The sequence below is a fragment of the Streptomyces tricolor genome, from assembly GCF_002155905.1.
GTDB lineage: Bacteria > Actinomycetota > Actinomycetes > Streptomycetales > Streptomycetaceae > Streptomyces > Streptomyces tricolor.
In genome coordinates, this window is sequence record NZ_MUMF01000274.1 from 1 (window position 1) to 21,119 (window position 21,119).

The 21,119-nt window shown below is 70.2% G+C and carries 18 protein-coding genes and 6 tRNA genes; 14 read left to right on the forward strand and 10 right to left on the reverse strand.

Annotation, left to right across the window (positions count from 1 at the left end; all coding sequences use genetic code 11):
• From CCN44_RS20285 to CCN44_RS20310, 6 genes are all read left to right on the forward strand, one after another.
• Positions 1 to 1,399 (forward strand): metallophosphoesterase family protein (locus tag CCN44_RS20285; RefSeq protein ID WP_107502093.1); only part of this gene is annotated, 1,399 nt, incomplete at its 5' end.
• 80 nt (positions 1,400 to 1,479) lie between these two features.
• Positions 1,480 to 1,552 (forward strand) — tRNA-Glu (locus CCN44_RS20290).
• A gap of 36 nt (positions 1,553 to 1,588) precedes the next feature.
• Positions 1,589 to 1,663 (forward strand) — tRNA-Asp (locus CCN44_RS20295).
• Between the two features lie 24 nt (positions 1,664 to 1,687).
• A tRNA-Phe gene (locus tag CCN44_RS20300) sits at positions 1,688 to 1,761 on the forward strand.
• A gap of 94 nt (positions 1,762 to 1,855) precedes the next feature.
• A complete protein-coding gene (locus CCN44_RS20305) occupies positions 1,856 to 2,539 on the forward strand; it encodes a histone deacetylase (RefSeq protein WP_086698492.1) in 684 nt (227 codons plus the stop codon).
• A gap of 88 nt (positions 2,540 to 2,627) precedes the next feature.
• On the forward strand, positions 2,628 to 2,957 hold the full coding sequence (locus CCN44_RS20310) for a hypothetical protein (protein ID WP_059249889.1): 330 nt from the start codon (positions 2,628 to 2,630) through the stop codon (positions 2,955 to 2,957).
• Here CCN44_RS20310 and CCN44_RS20315 read toward each other — a convergent pair.
• Positions 2,954 to 4,012 (reverse strand): ABC-2 transporter permease, encoded by a 1,059-nt coding sequence (locus tag CCN44_RS20315; protein WP_086698493.1) that lies wholly within the window; start codon positions 4,010 to 4,012, stop codon positions 2,954 to 2,956. The two genes, CCN44_RS20310 and CCN44_RS20315, sit on opposite strands and share 4 nt — an antisense overlap.
• 88 nt (positions 4,013 to 4,100) lie before the next feature.
• Between CCN44_RS20315 and hrpA the strand changes: the two genes are divergently transcribed.
• From hrpA to CCN44_RS20330, 3 genes are all read left to right on the forward strand, one after another.
• Positions 4,101 to 8,045: an ATP-dependent RNA helicase HrpA gene (gene hrpA / locus CCN44_RS20320; RefSeq protein ID WP_059249891.1), complete on the forward strand. Its 3,945-nt coding sequence runs from the start codon at positions 4,101 to 4,103 to the stop codon at positions 8,043 to 8,045.
• 94 nt (positions 8,046 to 8,139) lie between these two features.
• Positions 8,140 to 8,214 (forward strand) — tRNA-Asp (locus CCN44_RS20325).
• 257 nt (positions 8,215 to 8,471) lie between these two features.
• Positions 8,472 to 8,669 (forward strand): DUF6274 family protein, encoded by a 198-nt coding sequence (locus CCN44_RS20330; protein WP_059249892.1) that lies wholly within the window; start codon positions 8,472 to 8,474, stop codon positions 8,667 to 8,669.
• 401 nt (positions 8,670 to 9,070) lie between these two features.
• On the opposite strand, the gene bldC is transcribed toward CCN44_RS20330, so the two are convergent.
• Positions 9,071 to 9,277 (reverse strand): developmental transcriptional regulator BldC, encoded by a 207-nt coding sequence (gene bldC, locus CCN44_RS20335; RefSeq protein ID WP_003949541.1) that lies wholly within the window; start codon positions 9,275 to 9,277, stop codon positions 9,071 to 9,073.
• Between the two features lie 518 nt (positions 9,278 to 9,795).
• Positions 9,796 to 10,638 (reverse strand): hypothetical protein, encoded by an 843-nt coding sequence (locus tag CCN44_RS20340; RefSeq protein ID WP_086698494.1) that lies wholly within the window; start codon positions 10,636 to 10,638, stop codon positions 9,796 to 9,798.
• A 200-nt stretch (positions 10,639 to 10,838) separates the two neighbouring features.
• On the opposite strand from CCN44_RS20340, the gene CCN44_RS20345 reads away from it, so the two are divergent.
• Both CCN44_RS20345 and CCN44_RS20350 read left to right on the forward strand, forming a co-directional pair.
• The gene (locus CCN44_RS20345; RefSeq protein ID WP_059249894.1) at positions 10,839 to 11,945 is read left to right on the forward strand and encodes a Leu/Phe/Val dehydrogenase; all 1,107 of its coding nucleotides are present in this window, start codon (positions 10,839 to 10,841) and stop codon (positions 11,943 to 11,945) included.
• Between the two features lie 290 nt (positions 11,946 to 12,235).
• A complete protein-coding gene (locus CCN44_RS20350) occupies positions 12,236 to 12,487 on the forward strand; it encodes a DUF3073 domain-containing protein (protein ID WP_030656912.1) in 252 nt (83 codons plus the stop codon).
• A 60-nt stretch (positions 12,488 to 12,547) separates the two neighbouring features.
• Here CCN44_RS20350 and purM read toward each other — a convergent pair whose 3' ends face one another.
• The 7 genes from purM to purS all read right to left on the reverse strand — a co-directional run bounded on the left by purM (position 12,548) and on the right by purS (position 20,011).
• Positions 12,548 to 13,615 (reverse strand): phosphoribosylformylglycinamidine cyclo-ligase, encoded by a 1,068-nt coding sequence (gene purM / locus CCN44_RS20355; protein ID WP_059249895.1) that lies wholly within the window; start codon positions 13,613 to 13,615, stop codon positions 12,548 to 12,550.
• 32 nt (positions 13,616 to 13,647) lie between these two features.
• Positions 13,648 to 15,177 (reverse strand): amidophosphoribosyltransferase, encoded by a 1,530-nt coding sequence (purF, locus tag CCN44_RS20360; RefSeq protein WP_059249896.1) that lies wholly within the window; start codon positions 15,175 to 15,177, stop codon positions 13,648 to 13,650.
• Positions 15,178 to 15,378: 201 nt separating this feature from the next.
• Positions 15,379 to 15,810 (reverse strand): META domain-containing protein, encoded by a 432-nt coding sequence (locus CCN44_RS20365; protein WP_237481918.1) that lies wholly within the window; start codon positions 15,808 to 15,810, stop codon positions 15,379 to 15,381.
• A gap of 56 nt (positions 15,811 to 15,866) precedes the next feature.
• Entirely contained in the window at positions 15,867 to 16,664 is a 798-nt protein-coding gene (locus CCN44_RS20370) for a maleylpyruvate isomerase family mycothiol-dependent enzyme (protein ID WP_086698496.1), read from the reverse strand.
• Between the two features lie 151 nt (positions 16,665 to 16,815).
• Positions 16,816 to 19,074, reverse strand: a complete 2,259-nt coding sequence (gene purL, locus CCN44_RS20375; protein ID WP_086698497.1) for a phosphoribosylformylglycinamidine synthase subunit PurL — start codon at positions 19,072 to 19,074, stop codon at positions 16,816 to 16,818.
• Positions 19,071 to 19,751, reverse strand: coding sequence for a phosphoribosylformylglycinamidine synthase subunit PurQ (gene purQ, locus CCN44_RS20380; protein WP_059249900.1), 681 nt, complete (start codon positions 19,749 to 19,751; stop codon positions 19,071 to 19,073). The genes purL and purQ overlap by 4 nt, the downstream gene beginning before the upstream one ends.
• The gene (gene purS, locus CCN44_RS20385; RefSeq protein WP_059249901.1) at positions 19,748 to 20,011 is read right to left on the reverse strand and encodes a phosphoribosylformylglycinamidine synthase subunit PurS; all 264 of its coding nucleotides are present in this window, start codon (positions 20,009 to 20,011) and stop codon (positions 19,748 to 19,750) included. The genes purQ and purS overlap by 4 nt, the downstream gene beginning before the upstream one ends.
• Before the next feature lie 311 nt (positions 20,012 to 20,322).
• On the opposite strand from purS, the gene CCN44_RS20390 reads away from it, so the two are divergent.
• From CCN44_RS20390 to CCN44_RS20400, 3 genes are all read left to right on the forward strand, one after another.
• Positions 20,323 to 20,640, forward strand: a complete 318-nt coding sequence (locus CCN44_RS20390) for a histone-like nucleoid-structuring protein Lsr2 (RefSeq protein WP_059249902.1) — start codon at positions 20,323 to 20,325, stop codon at positions 20,638 to 20,640.
• 166 nt (positions 20,641 to 20,806) lie between these two features.
• Positions 20,807 to 20,878: transfer RNA gene (locus CCN44_RS20395), tRNA-Gly, on the forward strand.
• Positions 20,879 to 20,958: 80 nt separating this feature from the next.
• A tRNA-Gly gene (locus CCN44_RS20400) sits at positions 20,959 to 21,034 on the forward strand.
• Positions 21,035 to 21,119 lie beyond the last annotated feature (85 nt).

Genomic DNA, 21,119 nt, shown 5'->3' on the forward strand with positions numbered 1-21,119 from the left:
GCTGGGCCTGCTGATCGTCGGCAACGTCCGGGCCCCGGTCGGCCCGATGGACACGACGATGGCGCTGCGCCCCTCCCTGAGCGGCGGGACGAAGATCAATGTGTCCCCGCTGGGCGCGCTCACCCTGGACAGCCACGCGGCGCCGGTCCGCCTGGACGTGAACGTCGACCAGCTGGACCCGCTGCGCGCGCAGGCGCTGGTCGACCACCCGGAGCGCATCTCGGGGCTGCAGGACGAGGTCGCCCGGGACGTCGAGCACGGCACGCTCGACCTGGCGGTGCGCTCCTGTGTCGCCGTGGTCTCCGGGGCCACGGCCCTCGGCCTGGCCGTCTACCGCCGCCCGCGCCGGGCCCTGGCCGCCGGCGGACTGGCCCTGGCCCTGCTGGCCGCCTCGGGCGCGTCGGCGTACGCCACCTGGAACCCGAAGTCGGTCCTGGAGCCGAGGTTCTCCGGGCTGCTCAGCTCCGCGCCCTCCGTGGTGGGCAACGCCCGCAGCATCGTCACGGAGTTCGACGTCTACCAGAAGGAGCTGGCGCGCCTGGTGACGAACGTGACGAAGCTCTACGACGTCACGTCCACCCTGCCCGCCTACCGGCCGGACCCCTCCACCATCCGGGTCCTGCACGTGTCGGACATCCACCTCAACCCGGCGAGCTGGAAGATCATCGGCTCGCTGGTGGAGCAGTACCAGGTGGACGTGATCGTCGACTCCGGCGACACCATGGACCACGGCACGGCGGCGGAGAACGGCTTCCTCGACCCGATCCGGGACCTGGGCGTGCCGTACGTCTGGGTGCGCGGGAACCATGACTCCCGGACCACCCAGCGCTACCTGGAGCGCATGAAGAACGTGCACGTCCTGGACGACGGCCGGGCGGAGACGGTGGCCGGCCTGCGGTTCGCGGGCATGGGCGATCCGCAGTTCACCCCCGACCGCACGGCGGTGCCCGGCGGGGACGCCGCCGAGCAGCTGGCGGGCGCCCGGCTCGCCAGCGCCCTGCGCGATCAGCGGACGGCCGGCACCCCCGTGGACGTCGCGGTGGCGCACGAGCCGGTCGCCGCCCGGGAGACCGACGGCCTGGTGCCGCTGGTGCTGTGCGGGCACCTGCACCACGAGGGGACGGAGCTGCTGCCGTACGGCACCCGGCTGCGCAGGGAGGGGTCGACCGGCGGCAGCGGGCTGCGCGCCGTCGAGCGCGAGTACCCCGCCCCGATCCAGGCCTCGATCCTCTACTTCGACCGGGACAACCGCAGGCTGCAGGCCTGGGACGCGATCCAGCTGGGGGGGCTCGGGCTGACCAAGGCAGAGGTCAGCCGCCACCTGGCGGACGAGAACCGACCGGGCGGCAGGGGCGCCTCGGACTCCCCTTCGCCGACCGCCGAGACCACCTCGCCGTAAACCGTTTTGGCGATACCCCTCGCCATCCCATATGCTTCTCACGTCCCCGACGCGCTGAGAAGCGCCCAGGCGGGCCGATAGCCCTCATCGTCTAGCGGCCTAGGACGCCGCCCTTTCAAGGCGGTAGCACGGGTTCGAATCCCGTTGGGGGCACGCAAAACCGTGTGCGACACTGTTGCATACACGCTTGGTCCTGTGGAGCAGTTTGGAGTGCTCGCCACCCTGTCAAGGTGGAGGCCGCGGGTTCAAATCCCGTCAGGACCGCTGGTGTTTCACGTGAAACACCGTGGCTGGGTAGCTCAGTTGGTACGAGCGTCCGCCTGAAAAGCGGAAGGTCGCCGGTTCGACCCCGGCCCCAGCCACAGCCGCCCTGACCAGGGCAGAGCCCCTCTCCGAGATCGGAGAGGGGCTCTTTCGTACCCCCGTCCACCGGTACGCCCACGGAGCCAGACCACGGTGAAGGCCTTACCGAGCATCGACCCGACCCTGCCGCTCGACTGGCACCCCGAGCACGTCTGGTACACGTCCTACGGGTCCAACACCCACCTGGACCGGCTCGCCGCCTACCTCAGGGGCGGGCGCCTGCCCGGCGCGGCCAGGGAGTACCCGGGGTGCCGCAACCCGGCCATGCCGGCCCGTTCGATCCCCGTGGAACTGACCGGCGCGATGTACTTCGCCACCGAGTCATCCGTGTGGGGAGGCGGGCGGGCCTTCTACGACCCGGAGGTGGACGGGCGCGTGCTGGCCAGGGCGCATCTGGTGACCACCGACCAGTTCGCCGACATCGCCGCCCAGGAGATGTACCGGACGCCGGGCCCGGACCTGGACCTGGACCTGACGGACGTCCTCAGCCAGGGGCGGGCCGTGCTGGGCGAGGGCCGCTACGAGAGGCTCGTCTGCGCCGGACAGGTGGACGGCCTGCCGGTCCTGACCTTCACGGCGCCCTGGGGCATCCACGACGTGCGCTGGGTCCCCCCTTCCGCCGCCTACATCCGCTTCCTGGCCGCAGGGCTGCTCTCGGCCGGCGCGTGGGACGAGGATGCGATCGCCTCCTACGTCGCGTCCTGCCCCGGCGCCATCGACCACTGGTCCCCGGAGGAGATCGCCGCCCTCCTCGACGCCGGCCCCGACGGGCACTAGCGGGCTCGCGGGGGCCCGCCTTGGCACCGCGGCCGGCCGGCGCTACGTTCGGGCTGGCCGCGCGTGGCGCGCGGGGGGCGGGGGAGACATGAGCCGGGACGAGGGCAGAGCCGACCGGGGGAACGATCTGGAGAAGGACCGGGCCCGGTACGGGCTGCTCGCGGTCGTCGTCAGCAATCTCGCGATCGCCGCCGTCGCGGTCTTCGGCGTGTGGCAGCTCGACGGGGACGACGCGGTGATCGTCGGCATTCTCACCGCCGCGTTCACCGCCGTCAGCAGCACGACCACCGCCTACCTGGGCATCAAGGCCGTCTCCAACACCGCGAAGTCGATCGCGCTCGGGGACGGCCCGGCCCGCAGACACGCCGAGTCCGCCCCGCCGGCCCCGGCCGCCCCGCCCGCGCAGCGCACCCCCTAGGCCGCGTGCGCCGCGCCGGCCGGCCTGCCGCCCGGGTGGCGGTGGCGCCAGATCAGGAAGACCGCGCAGGAGACGAGGGCCCAGCCCACCAGCACCAGGAACGGGAACGCGTGCTGGTGGCCGCAGAAGTACACCGCGGTGTGCTGGGCGTTCACCGAGGCACCCGGCGGCAGCCAGCGGCCGATGGTGCCGAGCGGCGACGGCAGCAGGGGCCAGGAGACGGCACCGCCGGACGAGGGGTTGCCCAGCAGCACCATCAGGCCCCAGGTCGGCAGCATCGCCCAGCGCCCCACCAGGGTGTTGAACATCGTGAACACCATGCCCGAGGTGAACATCGTCAGGGCGAGGATCAGCCAGGACTCCAGGAACGGCAGCCTCAGCGCGCCCAGCCACCAGTCCACCACCGCGGCGATGGTGAACCCGCCGAGCACGGCGTAGGCGGTGATGAAGGCGATCCGCTCCAGCGGGTTCAGCTCGCGCGCGTGCACGCTGAGCTGGATGGCGCCGACGAAGCCGATGATCACGGCGGCGAGGGAGATGTAGAAGATCGCTAGGCCCCGTGGATCGCCCTTCTGCAACGGCTTGAGGTCGTGGACCACCACGCTGGTGCCGGTGGCCTCCCCGACCTCCACCGCCGTCTCCGTGAGCACCTGGGCGACCGTCGCCCCGGACGCCCCGGACACGTCCAGGGTGATCGGCCGGCCGCCGGCCGGCGCGTCCAGCGCCGCGAACACCTTCTGCTCGTCCACCGCCCGCACCGCGTCCCGGCGGCTCCCGTACGGGTGCAGCTTCATCGAGGCGCCCAGCGCCTCCTCCATCCCGTCGATGAACCGCCGGGCCGCCGGCTGGTCGGGGGCTCCGGTCACCGCCGTGGGGATGCGGTGCGGGGTCGGGTTGGCCATGGCGTACGTGTAGGACCCGGCGAAGAGGCCGGCCGCGGCGGCGAGGATGAAGAGAAGGACCGTGGCGGGCAGGAAGGGGGATTCCCGGAATGTCGCCCAGCGTTCCGCGCGGGTCGGGGGGCGGCCGTGCTCTCCATGAGGGGAATCGGGCATATCGACCACGCTAGGTCATGTGACGATATCCCGCCCCGGGTCAAATCGTTCGCGTGATTTTCCGCCGAGGTGAGATCCTGGATCGCGTATGTCTACGCATCCCGCCCCCGCCCTCGGCACCCTCGCCTCCCGCCTGACCGAGCTGTCGCTGCGCGACGCGCACCGGCTCGGGCGGCGGATGGAGGGCGCGCGCAAGATCCGTAAGCCCGAGGCCCGCACCGCCGTCCTCGCCGAGATCGAGACCGAGATCGGCCGCGCCGCGGACCGGATGGCCGAGCGCCGCTCGCGCATGCCGGCCGTCACCTACCCCGAGCAGCTGCCGGTCAGCCAGAAGAAGGACGAGATCGCGGCGGCCATCCGCGATCACCAGGTCGTCATCGTGGCCGGTGAGACCGGTTCCGGCAAGACCACCCAGATCCCGAAGATCTGTCTGGAGCTGGGCCGGGGCGTGCGTGGCATGATCGGGCACACCCAGCCGCGCCGGATCGCCGCCCGGACCGTCGCCGAGCGGGTCGCGGAGGAGCTGCGGACGCCCCTCGGCGAGGCCGTCGGCTGGAAGGTCCGCTTCACCGACCAGGTGAACCCGGACGCCACCTTCATCAAGCTGATGACGGACGGCATCCTGCTCGCCGAGATCCAGACCGACCGCGAGCTGCGCGCCTACGACACGATCATCATCGACGAGGCCCACGAGCGGTCCCTCAACATCGACTTCCTGCTGGGCTACCTCGCCCAGCTGCTGCCGAAGCGCCCGGACCTGAAGGTCGTCATCACCTCGGCGACCATCGACCCCGAGCGCTTCTCCCGGCACTTCGGCGACGCCCCGATCATCGAGGTCAGCGGGCGCACGTACCCGGTGGAGGTGCGCTACCGGCCGCTCCTCGAAGAGGACTCCGACGACGCCGACCGCGACCAGATCACCGCGATCACCGACGCCGTCGAGGAGCTGATGGCGGAGGGCCAGGGCGACATCCTGGTCTTCCTCTCCGGCGAGCGGGAGATCCGGGACACCGCGGACGCCCTCGCCAAGAAGAACTACCGGTTCACCGAGATCCTGCCGCTGTACGCCCGGCTCTCGCACGCCGAGCAGCACCGGGTCTTCCAGCCGCACACCGGGCGCAGGATCGTTCTGGCGACCAACGTCGCCGAGACCTCGCTCACCGTCCCGGGCATCAAGTACGTCATCGATCCCGGCTTCGCCCGGATCTCCCGCTACAGCCACCGCACCAAGGTCCAGCGGCTGCCCATCGAACCGGTCTCGCAGGCCAGCGCCAACCAGCGCAAGGGCCGCTGCGGCCGTACCTCCGACGGCATCTGCATCCGGCTGTACAGCGAGGAGGACTTCCTCGCCCGGCCGGAGTTCACCGACGCGGAGATCCTGCGCACCAACCTGGCCTCCGTCATCCTCCAGATGACCGCGGCCGGCCTCGGCGACATCGAGAAGTTCCCCTTCATCGACCCGCCGGACCACCGCAACATCCGCGACGGCGTGCAGCTGCTCCAGGAGCTGGGCGCGCTCGACCCCGCCCAGAAGGACCCGCGCAAGCGGCTCACCGACACCGGCCGCAAGCTCGCCCAGCTGCCCGTCGACCCCCGCCTGGCCCGGATGGTCCTGGAGGCCGACAAGAACGGCTGTGTCCGCGAGGTCATGGTGATCGCCGCCGCCCTGTCCATCCAGGACCCGCGCGAGCGCCCCGCCGACAAGCAGGCCCAGGCCGACCAGCAGCACGCCCGGTTCAAGGACGAGACCAGCGACTTCCTCGCCTATCTGAACCTGTGGCGCTACGTCCGCGAGCAGCAGAAGGAGCGCGGCTCCAGCTCCTTCCGCCGGATGTGCAAGCAGGAGTACCTGAACTTCCTGCGCATCCGCGAATGGCAGGACATCTACACCCAGCTGCGCACGGTCGCCAAGCAGCTGGGCATCCACCTCAACGAGGACGACGCCCCCGCCGACCGCGTCCACGTCTCCCTGCTCGCCGGCCTCCTCTCCCACATCGGGATGAAGGACGTGAAGGACGGCAACAAGAACGAGTACCTGGGCGCCCGCAACGCCAAGTTCGCCATCTTCCCGGGCTCGGCGCTGTTCCGGAAGCAGCCGAAGTTCCTGATGTCGGCCGAACTGGTGGAGACCAGCCGCCTGTGGGCGCGGGTGAACGCCAAGATCGAGCCGGAGTGGGTCGAGCCGCTGGCCGGACACCTCCTGAAGCGGACGTACAGCGAACCGCACTGGGAGAAGGACCAGGCGGCCGTGATGGCGTACGAGAAGGTCACGCTGTACGGCGTCCCGATCGTCGCCCAGCGGAAGGTGAACTACGGCCGCATCGACCCGGAGACCAGCCGCGAGCTGTTCATCCGCAACGCGCTCGTGGAGGGCGACTGGCGCACGCACCACAAGTTCTTCGCGGACAACCGCAAGCTGCTCAGCGAGGTCGAGGAGCTGGAGCACCGCGCCCGGCGCCGGGACATCGTCGTGGACGACGAGACCCTCTTCGACTTCTACGACCAGCGGGTGCCCGAACACGTCGTCTCCGGCGCCCACTTCGACTCCTGGTGGAAGCGGAAGCGGCAGGAGCAGCCGGACTACCTGGACTTCGAGCGGGAGATGCTCATCCGGGAGTCGGCGGAGGCGGTCACCAAGGCCGACTATCCCGACAGCTGGCGCCAGGGGCAGCTGAAGTTCCGGGTGACGTACCAGTTCGAGCCCGGCGCGGACGCCGACGGTGTGACGGTCCACATCCCGCTCCAGGTCCTCAACCAGGTCACGGACGAGGGCTTCGACTGGCAGATCCCGGGGCTGCGCGAGGAGTTGGTGACGGAGCTGATCCGCTCCCTGCCGAAGCCGATCCGCCGCAACTACGTACCGGCGCCGAACTACGCGAAGGCGTTCCTGGAGAAGGCGGTGCCCCTCCAGGAGCCGCTGACCGTCACGATGGCCCGCGAGCTGAAGCGGATGGTCGGCGTGCCGTTCGAGGCGGACGACTTCGACTGGGCGAAGGTCCCCGAGCATCTGAAGATCACCTTCCGGATCGTCGACGAGCGGCGCCGGAAGCTGGCCGAGGACAAGGACCTCGAGGCGCTGAAGCTGCGGCTGAAGCCCAAGGCGCGCAAGGCGCTGTCCCAGGCCGCGGCGGCGACCGCGTCCCGGGAGGGCGGCGAGTCCCTGGAGCGCAAGGGTCTGACCGACTGGACCCTCGGCACCCTCACCCGGGTCTTCGAGACGCGCCGGGCCGGCCAGCCGGTCAAGGCGTACCCGGCGCTCGTCGACGACGGGGACACGGTCTCGGTCCGCCTCTTCGACACCGAGGCGGAGCAGGCCGAGGCGATGTGGAAGGGCACCCGCCGCCTGATCCTGCGCAACATCCCGGTCAACCCGGCGAAGTTCGCGTCCGAGAAGCTGACGAACGCCCAGAAGCTGGCCCTGTCCGCCAATCCGCACGGCTCGATCCAGGCCCTGTTCGACGACTGCGCGATGGCCGCGGCGGACAAGCTGATCGCGGACTTCGGCGGGCCGGCGTGGGACGAGGAGTCGTACCGCAAGCTGTACGACAAGGTGCGCGCGGAGATCGTGGACACCACGGTCCGTACGGTCGCCCAGGTGCAGCAGGTGCTGGCCGCCTGGCAGGCCTGTGAGCGCCGCCTGAAGGCCGTGCGGAGCCCCGCCCTGCTGGCGAACCTCACGGACGTCCGCAAGCAGCTGGACGCCCTCGTGAAGCCCGGTTTCGTGACGTGGGCGGGCATACGCCGGCTGCCCGACCTGATGCGCTACCTGGTGGCCGCCGACCGGCGCCTGCAGCAGATGCCGACCAACGTCCAGCGGGACACCACGCGCATGGAGAAGGTCCACGAGATGCAGGACGAATACGCCTGGCTCCTGGAACAGCTCCCGCAGGGCCGCCCGGTACCGGCCGCCGTCCTGGACATCCGCTGGATGATCGAGGAGCTGCGGGTGAGCTACTTCGCCCACGCGCTGGGCACGGCGTACCCGGTCTCGGACAAGCGGATCGTGAAGGCGATCGACGCGGCCGTCCCGTAATCGACCCCGTACAGAGGGTGAGTTCGACCAGGAGCCTCACCCTCCTGTACAGTCTCTTCTCGCAGCGCAACGCACGGCAAGCGCCGCGAAACCTGGTCCTGTGGAGCAGTTTGGAGTGCTCGCCACCCTGTCAAGGTGGAGGCCGCGGGTTCAAATCCCGTCAGGACCGCATCAGTGACTGAGGCCCGCCCCGAGAGGGAGCGGGCCTCAGTCGTGTCCGGGCAGAACAGAGGCCGCGCCCGCGGCGAAGCCGCGATCGGAAGAGCCCCACGCCCCCCTGCACGGCGCCCCTTCCGCCGTACCCGTACGGCTCGTCGCGCGTTCCGCCGGGCCCCGGCGCAGCCGCCCGCGCCCTTGACGGCGTCACATTCCCTCGGTACCCAGGGAGCAGGGCTCGTTCCTCTGTGCGCACCCCGGAGGTGGCGTATGGCGACGTCGGTCAGGCACGAGACGCGGGCGCTGCTGAGGGCGCATCTGTCGGCCGCCTCCTCCTACCGGCACCTCACCCGCCACTGCCCCATCTGCCACCACCTGCTGCGGCTGGCCATGGACGCCGGCCCGCAGGGGCAGGAGGACGAGCGGGAGGCCGTGGCCGTCGAGGACGACCGTCCGCGCGACGCGTGACGCGCACCGCGATCGGCTCAACTCCCTAGCGCACACGGGCCGCTGGCAACAAGCGGCCAGGTATGTGACGGGAGTCACCGCATGAGTTTTTGAAACTGCGGAACTTACCCCCGTCATACAACGGGTCAATTTAATATGTGCAATTGCACCGGCCTCGGAGCCCGCCCGCAGCCGTTCCGTCAGACCTCCCCAGACTCCGACAGGCGGGCACACAAAAAAGATCGCGCTGGACCCGGCGGAGTCCAGCGCGATCGACGACGCACCCTGTGTCGCTTGCCTATGACGTGCTCTTCGGCCTGGGCGAGGGGCCTGTTGGGGCAGGTCCCGCGTCGCTTGGAGCTAGGGTTCCGAGCGCCTCGGCCGGTTGGGGGATCGACCGTCTTGCCCGGTTATGGAGTTGTTCAGGCCTCGCTGCGCTGCTGCGGGATGCCCGCGAGCAGAGCGCGAACCTCGGCCTCGCGGTAGCGGCGGTGCCCGCCGAGCGTGCGGATGGACGTGAGCTTGCCGGCCTTCGCCCACCGCGTGACCGTCTTGGGGTCGACGCGGAACATGGTGGCGACCTCAGCCGGGGTCAGCAGCGGCTCGGCATCAGGGGTGCGAGCGGTCATGAGCGGCCTCCTCGGGAGAACCGAACCTTCTCGGTTCTTTCCTCTAAATTCTGCACCTTGACCCGCGTTGCCCGAAATGGCGGACGCGAGTCGAGTCGGTTATAGGACGAACGGCTTGTCCTCGGCACTACAACTACACCATCTGTCCAGCCGCGTCGGCCAAACCGATGGAATTGCCCTCCCAGGTGTTCATCAGCGACGGAAGCCGATGGACCATGCCATAGCGGACAGTCACGTCACTGTGACGATCAGTCACAGGACGATCAGGAGCCACGAGACCCCCCAAAGCGCGCAATGCCGAGAATCCGCCCATGATGGAGCACAGTTGGACGGACGGAGCCCTCCCCGGACTCCTTGTCCTATTTTGGCACGAGGGATGGCAAGAGGCGCAAGGGCCGGGTAAGTGCCATCCATCACCCTTGAGACAAAAGTCCAGATCGGGACCAACATCCCGTCAGGTGGTCTAAGCGAGTAGAACGTACGTCCTTCGGCACGTATTTGACCGTGACCTACGTCACTCAGTTCGCAGAACGTCGGTCCCGTACCGCCCGCCACCGCTCCACCAGCCGCCCGTACGCCTGCCCGGCGGCCCTCCCGTCCCCCCGGCGCAGCGCCTCGATGCCGGCGGCCACGTCCGCCGCCGAGTGGTCGCCCTCCAGCTCGCCCGCCGGCAGCACGTGCACCAGGCCGCCGTAGTCCAGCTCCACCAGCGAGCGCGGGTGGAACTCCTCCAGCCAGCGGCCGACGTCCGTCACACCGTCGACCAGCGGCCCCTCCTCGACGGTGTCCCGCAGCGTGCGCAGCGCCCGCGCCACCCGGCGGCGGGCCTGCACCATCGGCGTGCGGTAACGCAGCACCGGGGGCACCTCGGCGGTCCCCTTGTCGTACCGCCGCTCCTCGTCCGAGACCAGCACGAACCAGTTCAGCGGGACCTGCCAGGTGGCCGTGCGGATCCACGGCCGGGCGTCGGGGTTGCGGGCCAGCCAGCGCTCGTAGTCCTGGGCCGCCTGCCGGCGCACCACCGGCGGGAGCACCGCGTCCAGCACCGGCGGGGGCAGCTCCTCGGCCAGCTCGCCCAGGGCCTGCCAGCCGCGCAGCCGGGTCCGCCAGGGGCACACGCAGACCACCCCGTCGATCTCCAGCACGAAGGCGTCGCTGCTCTCGTGCACGGGTACCGCGACCGGCGGGATGGGCAGCAAGTCGGCCAGGGAGCGGCGCAGTTCGTCCTGGTAGGAGGGGCGGTCGGGGCGGCGGGCGTAGCGCGCCCAGTGGCTGCGCTCCGGCTCCGGGAAGGCGCCCAGCGGCTCGTACACACGCAGGTAGGCGGCATAGGGGACGACCACGGAGGACACCTTCGGCACGCCTGCTCCCCTCCCCATCGGACCCGGCACGAAACCACTGCAAATCGTGCCACGCTCATGCGTGCGGAGCGGGCCCGGGAGAGTGATCCTGAACACTGCGCGGATGGTGAGTGGGCCGAGGCTCTACGCTCATGCCACGGCTCCCCGCCACCCGTACGGGGACCGACCCCACTCGCCGCTAGTACACAGGAGTCACCACAGTGACCGACGTAACCGGCGCGCCTGCTGATGTCCTGCACACCCTGTTCCACTCGGACCAGGGCGGCCATGAGCAGGTCGTGCTCTGCCAGGACCGCGCCAGCGGCCTCAAGGCCGTGATCGCCATCCACTCCACCGCCCTGGGTCCGGCCCTCGGCGGCACGCGCTTCTACCCGTACGCGACCGAGGCCGAGGCCGTCGCCGACGCCCTCAACCTCGCGCGCGGGATGTCGTACAAGAACGCCATGGCCGGACTCGACCACGGCGGCGGCAAGGCCGTGATCATCGGCGACCCGGAGCGTGACAAGACCGAGGAACTGCTCCTCGCCTACGGCCGTATGGTCGCCTCGCTCGGCGGTCGCTACGTGACCGCGTGCGACGTCGGCACCTACGTCGCCGACATGGACGTCGTGGCCCGCGAGTGCCGCTGGACCACCGGCCGCTCCCCCGAGAACGGCGGCGCCGGCGACTCCTCCGTGCTCACCGCCTTCGGCGTCTACCAGGGCATGCGCGCCTCCGCCCAGCACCTGTGGGGCGACCCCTCGCTGCGCGGTCGCAAGGTCGGCATCGCCGGCGTCGGCAAGGTCGGCCACCACCTGGTGCGGCACCTGCGCGACGAGGGTGCCGAGGTCGTGATCACGGACGTGCGCCCGGACGCCGTCCAGCGGATCCTCGACGCGCATCCCGAAGGGGTGACGGCCGTCGCCGACACCGAGCGGCTGATCCGGGTCGAGGGACTCGACATCTACGCCCCGTGCGCCCTCGGCGGCGCGCTGAACGACGACACCGTGCCGGTGCTCACCGCCAAGGTGGTCTGCGGTGCGGCCAACAACCAGCTGGCCCACCCGGGTGTGGAGAAGGACCTCGCCGACCGCGGGATCCTCTACGCGCCGGACTACGTGGTGAACGCCGGCGGGGTGATCCAGGTGGCCGACGAGCTGCACGGGTTCGACTTCGACCGGTGCAAGGCGAAGGCGTCGAAGATCTTCGACACCACGCTGGCCATATTCGCACGTGCGAAGACGGACGGGATTCCGCCGGCCGCCGCGGCCGACCGGATCGCCGAGCAGCGGATGGCCGAGGCCCGCGCGAGCCGCGTCGCACGCTGAGCCGATCGCACAGGTGAGCGGTACCCGTCGGCGGGAACTTAGAGAGAACTCTCACTTCCACCGGCGGGTCGTTCCCCGATAAGTGGTTAAAATCGCCACTGACCAGCGAGGACGGGGCGCCTCGAAGGTCCTGGGCACACGCGCGTGCTGCGGGCGACGTACCGTATGGGCGCGGGCTCAGGTACCGTGGAAGCCCTACGGACCGGCCTCTCCACGGAGAGTCCGTTCCAGATCATGAACGCGTGTCAGACTCTGGGGCCGTCGAGCCCCGTCGTTGAGGGGGTCGAGCCATGGGGCGCGGCCGGGCCAAGGCCAAGCAGACGAAGGTCGCCCGCCAGCTGAAGTACAACAGCGGCGGGACGGACCTCTCACGCCTGGCCGAGGAGCTGGGCGCATCGACGTCGAATCAGTCACCGAACGGTGACCGCTTCACGGACGATGAGCATGACGACGACGACCTGTACTCCCGCTACGCCGACCTCTATGAGGACGACGACGAGGACGAGGACGAAGGTCCCGCACAGCACCGTCGAGGCGCTTGACCTTGCACTGAGCACCAGTCCGGTCGGTGGCACAGCCACCGACCGGCTTCTGTGCTGTCCTCAGCTCGCGTAGTCGCCCACCAGCTCCGCGCCGGTCGTCTTCGCGCCACGCTCGGTGATCTCGCCGGCGACCCACGCGTCGACCCCCCGGTCGGCCAGGGTCGCGAGGGCCACCTCGGTCGACTCCGCCGGGACGATCGCCATCATGCCGACGCCCATGTTGAGGGTCTTCTCCAGTTCCAGGCGCTCGACGTTCCCGGTCTTCCCGACCAGGTCGAAGATCGCGCCCGGGGTCCAGGTGGAGCGGTCGACCACGGCGTGCAGTCCGTCCGGGATCACCCGGGCCAGGTTCGCGGCGAGACCGCCACCGGTGATGTGGCTGAAGGCGTGCACCTCGGTGGTGCGGGTCAGCGCGAGGCAGTCCAGCGAGTAGATCTTGGTGGGCTCCAGCAGCTCCTCGCCGAGGGTCCGGCCCAGCTCCGCGACCTCCGTCTCCAGCGCCGTCCCGGCGCGGTCCAGCAGGACGTGGCGGACCAGGGAGTACCCGTTCGAGTGAAGGCCGGAGGACGCCATGGCGATCACGGCGTCACCCGTGCGGATGCGATCCGCGCCCAGCAGCCGGTCGGCCTCCACGACGCCCGTACCGGCCCCGGCGACGTCGAAGTCGTCCTCGCCCAGCAGGCCCGGGTGTTCGGCCGTCTCACCGCCCACCAGGGCGCATCCGGCCAGCACACAGCCTTCCGCGATGCCCTTGACGATGGCGGCGACGCGCTCGGGGTGGACCTTGCCGACGCAGATGTAGTCGGTCATGAACAGCGGCTCGGCACCGCACACCACGATGTCGTCCATGACCATGGCGACCAGGTCGTGGCCGATGGTGTCGTAGACGCCCATCCGGCGCGCGATGTCGACCTTGGTGCCGACGCCGTCCGTGGCGGAGGCCAGCAGCGGGCGCTCGTAGCGCTTGAGGGCGGAGGCGTCGAAGAGCCCGGCGAAGCCGCCGAGGCCGCCGAGGACCTCGGGGCGCTGGGTCTTCTTCACCCACTCCTTCATCAGTTCTACGGCGCGGTCTCCCGCTTCGATGTCGACGCCCGCGGCTGCGTAGCTGGCACCAGTCGTCTCAGACATGGGGTGAGAACTTTCGTGTCGTACGGCAGAACTTACGGGCGGCGGATCGCGTCGGTCGCCGCGGTCGCGGCCGGACCGGCCGCCAGCTCGGTCTCCAGGAGCTGCTTGCCGAGCAGCTCGGGGTCCGGCAGCTCCATCGGGTACTCGCCGTCGAAGCAGGCGCGGCACAGGTTCGGCTTGGCGATCGTGGTCGCCTCGATCATGCCGTCGAGGGAGATGTAGGCCAGGGAGTCGGCGCCGAGGCTGGTGCCGATCTCCTCGATCGTCATGCCGTTGGCGATCAGCTCCGCGCGCGTGGCGAAGTCGATGCCGAAGAAGCAGGGCCACTTCACGGGCGGGGAGGAGATCCGGATGTGGACCTCGGCGGCGCCGGCCTCGCGGAGCATGCGGACCAGGGCGCGCTGGGTGTTGCCGCGCACGATCGAGTCGTCCACGACGACCAGGCGCTTGCCCTTGATGACTTCCTTCAGCGGGTTCAGCTTCAGGCGGATGCCCAGCTGGCGGATGGTCTGCGAGGGCTGGATGAACGTACGGCCCACGTACGCGTTCTTGACCAGACCCGCGCCGAAGGGGATGCCCGAGGCCTCCGCGTAGCCGATGGCGGCCGGCGTGCCGGACTCCGGGGTCGCTATGACCAGATCGGCCTCGACAGGGGCCTCCTTGGCCAGGCGGCGGCCCATCTCCACGCGGGAGAGGTACACGTTCCGGCCGGCGATGTCGGTGTCCGGGCGGGCCAGGTACACGTACTCGAAGACACAGCCCTTGGGCTTCGCTTCCGCGAATCGCGAGCTGCGCAGACCGTTCTCGTCGATGGCGACGAACTCGCCCGGCTCGATCTCCCGGACGAAGCTGGCGCCGACGATGTCGAGGGCGGCGGTCTCGGAGGCGACCACCCAGCCGCGCTCCAGGCGGCCGAGGACCAGCGGGCGGATGCCCTGCGGGTCACGGCCGGCGTAGAGGGTGTGCTCGTCCATGAAGACGAGGGAGAAGGCGCCCCGGACCTTCGGGAGGACCTGGTGGGCCGCCTGCTCGATGGTGAGCGGCTTGCCGTCCTCGTCGACCTGGGCGGCCAGCAGGGCCGTCAGCAGGTCGGTGTCGTTGGTGGCCGCGACCCGGGTGGAGCGGCTGTTGTTGTCGTTCGGGAGGGCGGCGACCATCTCGGCGAGCTGCGCCGTGTTGACCAGGTTGCCGTTGTGGCCGAGCGCGATCGAGCCGTGCGCGGTGGCGCGGAACGTCGGCTGGGCGTTCTCCCACACGGAGGCACCGGTGGTCGAGTAGCGGGCGTGTCCGACCGCGATGTGACCCTGGAGCGAACCGAGCGAGGTCTCGTCGAAGACCTGGGAGACCAGGCCCATGTCCTTGAAGACGAGGATCTGGGAGCCGTTGCTGACCGCGATTCCCGCGGATTCCTGACCCCGGTGCTGGAGGGCGTAGAGCCCGAAGTACGTGAGCTTTGCGACCTCTTCGCCCGGAGCCCAGACGCCGAAGACGCCGCAAGCGTCCTGGGGGCCCTTCTCGCCGGGAAGCAGATCGTGATTGAGTCGACCGTCACCACGTGGCACGCCACCGAGTGTAGGCGAGGTCGACCACTGGTCCGAATTGGGGATGCGCGGCGGTGCCGGTCCGGCCGGTGTCGATCACCTTGGTGGATTCTACGTTTGTGCTGGTCACGGCGGTTCGTCTGCGGATACCGAGGGTTTCGGGCGCGCGGTACGGGCCGGTCGCGGACTTCTTCGTCGTATCCGTGAGTGAGGTGTCGCACATCATTCGGGGGCGCTGCGGCTGAGCTGGACGCGGTCGCCGTCGCCGTTGGTGAGGGTCAGTTTCGCGGCGTCGCGCTCGGCGGTGAGCGTGCCGGTGGTCAGGCTGCGGGCGAAGGCGCGCTCGAAGTCCATCCGCTCCTTGCCGCAGGCCATCCTGGTCGTCCGCAGGTCGCCGAGGGTGATCCGGTCCCCGCGCACGGTCGCGCGGGCGCTGAACCGGTTGCAGCCCAGGTTGCCGGACGCCTTGTCGTCGTCGATGCGCAGGCGGGCGGTGGCGGGCGCCTGCCGGGTCGTGCCGCCGACGGTGATGCTGTCGACCCGCCAGTCGATCCCGGTCACCGGTTGCCGGACGCTCACCGCCTCACTGTCCCCCGTCTCGCCGCCGCAGGCCACCGTGAACGGGACGAGCACGGCGGCCACCGCCAGAGTCACGCGCTGCTTGTACCGGTTCATACGGATTCGACGTGCCCCGGCGGTTCCGGGTTCCGCTAGGACATGACCGGCAGCAGCCCGCCGATGTCCGCCCGCTCCCCGCTCGCGCTGACCTTCGCCTCGGCCAGCGCGTCCGCCCAGGCCAGACGGCCGGTGGCGAGCCGGATCCAGGTCAGCGGGTCGGTCTCCACGACGTTGGGCGGGGTGCCGCGGGTGTGCCGGGGCCCCTCGACGCACTGCACGACGGCGTACGGCGGCACCCGCACCTCGGTCGAGCCGCCGGGCGCCTTGACCGCCAGGGCGTCGGCGAGCAGCCGGGTGGCGGCGGCCAGGGCCTGCCGGTCGTACGGCACGTCCAGGCCCGGGACGGCGGCGTTCAGGTCGTCGGTGTGGACGACGAGTTCGACGGTGCGGGTGACCAGGTAGTCGGCCAGCGGCAGGGCGCCCGCGTTGGTCTCCAGCAGCCGGCTGCCGGGGTGTGCGTCCAGCAGGACGCGCAGGCGGTGGTCGGCGTCGGTGAGGTAGGCGTCGAGGTCCGGGTGGTCGGCGGTGACGCCCCGCGTGCGGTCGTCGATGTCGGCGGCGCCCGGCCCGGTGGCGGACGGCCACTCGGCCACGGTGACGGTCTGCCGGGGCGGGGCGGGCAGCTCCAGGGCCCGGTGGACCGCGGTGGCCGCCATGCCGATGTGCGCGATCAGGTCCCGTACGGTCCAGTCGCCGAGCCGGGTGGGCAGGGCGAGCTGCCCGGGGTCGAGGCCGCGGACGGCCTCCCGGACGTGGGCGAGCTGGGCGAGGACCGCGGCTCGGGTCTTGGCGGGGTCGTAGCTGCGGGCGCGCTTCTTGGCCGGTGGCATGGCGGTGAGCCTATGCCCTGACCGCGTGCTCCCTCAGCCCCGTTCGGGCAGGCCGAGGGCCTGCCGGGGGCGTCCGGCGGCGCCCGCGTACGGACGCGGGACGGCCCCGCCCGCCGGAGCGGGCGGGGCCGTCGGCCGCGCGGGGTCCCGGTTACGCCAGCAGCGCCGGGATCGTCTCCTCGTGCGCCTTGCGCAGCTCGGCCAGGGGCAGGGTGAACTCGCCCTGCACCTCGACCGCGTCACCGTCCACGACACCGATGCGGGTGGCCGGCAGGCCGCGCGCGCCGCACATGTCGGTGAAGCGGACCTCCTCCGAGCGCGGCACGGCGACGATCGCGCGGCCGGCCGACTCGGAGAACAGGAAGGTGAAGGCGTCCAGGCCGTCGGGGACGACCAGGCGGGCGCCCTTGCCGCCGAGCAGCGCCGACTCCACGACCGCCTGGACCAGACCGCCGTCGGACAGGTCGTGCGCGGAGTCGATCATGCCGTCGCGGGAGGCGGAGATCAGGATCTCGGCGAGCAGGCGCTCGCGCTCCAGGTCCACCCGCGGGGGCAGGCCGCCGAGGTGGTCGTGGATCACCTGGGACCAGGCCGAGCCGCCGAACTCCTCCCGGGTGTCGCCGAGGAGGTAGATCAGCTGGCCCTCCTCCTGGAAGGCGACCGGGGTACGGCGGGCGACGTCGTCGATCACGCCGAGGACCGCCACGACCGGGGTGGGGTGGATGGCGACCTCGCCGGTCTGGTTGTAGAGCGAGACGTTGCCGCCGGTCACCGGGGTGCCGAGCTGCTGGCAGGCGTCGGCCAGACCGCGTACGGCCTCCGCGAACTGCCACATCACCGCCGGGTCCTCGGGCGAGCCGAAGTTCAGGCAGTCGGAGACGGCCAGCGGCTTGGCGCCGGTGGCGGCGACGTTGCGGTACGCCTCGGCCAGGGCCAGCTGGGCGCCGGTGTACGGGTCCAGCTTGGCGTAGCGGCCGTTGCCGTCCGTCGCGATCGCGACACCGAGACCGGTCTCCTCGTCCACGCGGATCATGCCGGAGTCCTCCGGCTGCGCGAGGACGGTGTTTCCCTGCACGAGGTGGTCGTACTGGGAGGTGATCCACTGCTTCGACGCCTGGTTCGGCGAGCCGACCAGCTTCAGGACCTGGTCCTTCAGCTCCTCGCCGGTCTCCGGGCGGGGCAGCTTGGCCGCGTCGTCGGCCTGGAGGGCGTCCTGCCAGTCGGGACGGGCGTACGGGCGCTCGTAGGTCGGGCCCTCGTGGGCGACCGTGCGCGGGTCGACGTCCACGATCTTCTCACCGTGCCAGAAGATCTCCAGCCGGTCGCCGTCGGTGACCTCACCGATGACGGTGGCGATGACGTCCCACTTCTCGCAGATCTCCAGGAAGCGGTCGACCTTGTCCGGCTCCACGACCGCGCACATGCGCTCCTGCGACTCGCTCATGAGGATCTCCTCAGGAGACAGGGTCGAGTCGCGCAGGGGCACGTCGTCCAGGGTCACGCGCATGCCGCCGGAGCCGTTGGACGCCAGCTCGCTGGTCGCGCAGGACAGGCCGGCCGCGCCGAGGTCCTGGATGCCGACGACCAGCTTCTCCCGGAACGCCTCCAGGGTGCACTCGATGAGCAGCTTCTCCTGGAAGGGGTCGCCGACCTGGACGGCGGGACGCTTCGACGGCTTGGCGTCGTCGAAGGTCTCGGAGGCCAGGATCGAGGCGCCGCCGATGCCGTCGCCGCCGGTCCGGGCGCCGTACAGGATGACCTTGTTGCCCGCGCCGGAGGCCTTCGCGAGGTGGATGTCCTCGTGCCGCATCACACCGATGGCACCGGCGTTGACCAGCGGGTTGCCCTGGTAGCAGGCGTCGAAGACGACCTCGCCGCCGATGTTGGGCAGGCCCAGGCAGTTGCCGTAGCCGCCGATGCCCGCGACGACGCCCGGCAGGACGCGCTTGGTGTCGGGGTGGTCGGCCGCGCCGAAGCGCAGGGGGTCGACCACGGCCACCGGCCGGGCGCCCATCGCGATGATGTCGCGGACGATGCCGCCGACACCCGTGGCCGCGCCCTGGTAGGGCTCGACGTACGACGGGTGGTTGTGCGACTCGACCTTGAAGGTGACCGCGTAGCCCTGGCCGACGTCCACGACACCGGCGTTCTCGCCGATGCCGACGAGCAGGGCGTCGCTCTGCGGCGCCTTCTCGCCGAACTGGCGCAGGTGGACCTTGGAGGACTTGTACGAGCAGTGCTCGGACCACATGACCGAGTACATGGCGAGTTCGGCGCCGGTGGGGCGGCGGCCGAGGATCTCCACCACCCGCTCGTACTCGTCCTTCTTCAGGCCGAGTTCGGCCCAGGGCAGCTCGACGTCGGGGGTCGCGGCCGCGTGCTCGACCGTGTCCAGAGGCGTCCGGCTCATGCGTTGACCAGCTTCTTGAGGATCGAGGTGAAGAACGGGAGCCCGTCGGTACGGCCGGTACCGATCAGCGGCTCGACGGCGTGCTCCGGGTGCGGCATGAGGCCGACGACGTTGCCCGCCTCGTTGGTGATGCCCGCGATGTCCCGGAGGCTGCCGTTCGGGTTGAAGTCGAGGTACCGGAAGACGACCCGGCCCTCGGCCTCCAGCTTGTCGAGCGTGTACTCGTCGGCGACGTACCGGCCGTCCATGTTCTTCAGCGGGATGTGGATCTCCTGGCCGGCGCGGTAGTCGCCGGTCCAGGCCGTCTCCGCGTTCTCCACCCGCAGCTTCTGATCGCGGCAGATGAAGTGGAGGTGGTCGTTGCCGAGCATCGCGCCCGGGAGGAGGTGGGCCTCGGTGAGGACCTGGAAGCCGTTGCAGATGCCGAGGACCGGCAGGCCGGCCTTCGCCTGCTCGATCACGGTCTCCATCACCGGCGAGAACCGGGAGATGGCACCGGCCCGCAGATAGTCGCCGTAGGAGAAACCGCCGGGCAGCACCACGGCGTCGACCTGCTTGAGGTCCTTGTCCTTGTGCCACAGGGCGACCGGCTCGGCGCCCGCGACACGGATCGCGCGCTGGGCGTCCCGGTCGTCCAGGGTGCCCGGGAAAGTGACGACGCCAATACGAGCGGTCACTTGGCCGCCTCCGCGACTTCGTCGATCCGGACCGTGAAGTCCTCGATCACGGTGTTGGCGAGGAAGGATTCCGCAAGATCGCGGATCCGGGCGAGCGCGGCTTCGTCGACCGGCCCGTCAACTTCCAGTTCGAAACGCTTTCCCTGACGTACGTCCGAGATCCCTTCGAATCCCAGGCGCGGCAGCGCACGCTGGACCGCCTGGCCCTGGGGGTCGAGGATCTCCGGCTTGAGCATGACGTCGACTACGACGCGTGCCACTGGCACTCCCGGTGTGTGGTGCTGAGCAGGTTCCTTCAGACTACCCGCACAAAATTTCTACGCGGGTAGAGTTGGAGGAAAGTACGTGAGGCGCATCACGATCGGGTGTCGAAGCCACACGCCCGCGAAAAGTTCTGGGAAAGTTCCACAGTCCGTCCGTCGGCACCTATTGCGCCCGGACACGCGGACGGATTTAGTCGGGCTTCACTTTGCATTGCCGGGCACTGTACAAATGAATTGGCAATAGCCGATACTCGGCACGTCGTCGGCGCTGAGCTGTAACGACGTGCCGCACGAAGGGACCGATATTCGTGGCGCAAAAGGTCGTGGTCACTCTCTTTGACGACATCGACGGCTCGGAAGCGGCGGAGACGATCGCCTTCGGACTCGACGGCAAGTCGTACGAGATCGACCTGAACGAAACCAACGCCGAGAAACTGCGCAAGGCGCTCGCGCCGTACGTCGAGGCCGGCCGCAAGCGCTCGCGGTCCGGCAAGGCGTACAAGCAGACGGAGGTCGCCCCCGACCCGGCGGCCGTCCGCGCCTGGGCCCAGGCCAACAAGATGGACGTCCCGGCCCGCGGACGCATCCCGAAGAAGGTCTACGAGGCGTTCAGCGCCGCGCAGTGAGCCCGCGAAGGGGCGAGTCCTCAGGGCCCGTCAGGGGGCCCTGAGGACCGTGCACTTGGGGCATACGGGGCCCGAGGGGGAGCCGACTTGCGCTACCCCCCTGCTGATCAGCTAATGTCTGGGACACGCCGAGGGGCGAGGCCGAAAGGCCGGATCCCGAGGACATGCGGGTGTAGTTCAGTAGTAGAACATCCCCCTTCCAGGGGGAAGGCGCAGTGTGCGATTCCTGTCACCCGCTCTGCACCGCCGACACGACCACTGCTGTGGATCAGGTAGGCTGGTGTTCGCACCGATCGGTGGGAGCCGATCGGGAGCAGTGCGGACGTAGCTCAGTTGGTAGAGCGCAACCTTGCCAAGGTTGAGGTCGCGAGTTCGAGCCTCGTCGTCCGCTCCATGGAAACCCCGGTCATCGCGACCGGGGTTTTTTCGTTGTCCCGGGCCGCGCTGACATTTGTCATGCCGAGCGATGACACCGCGCA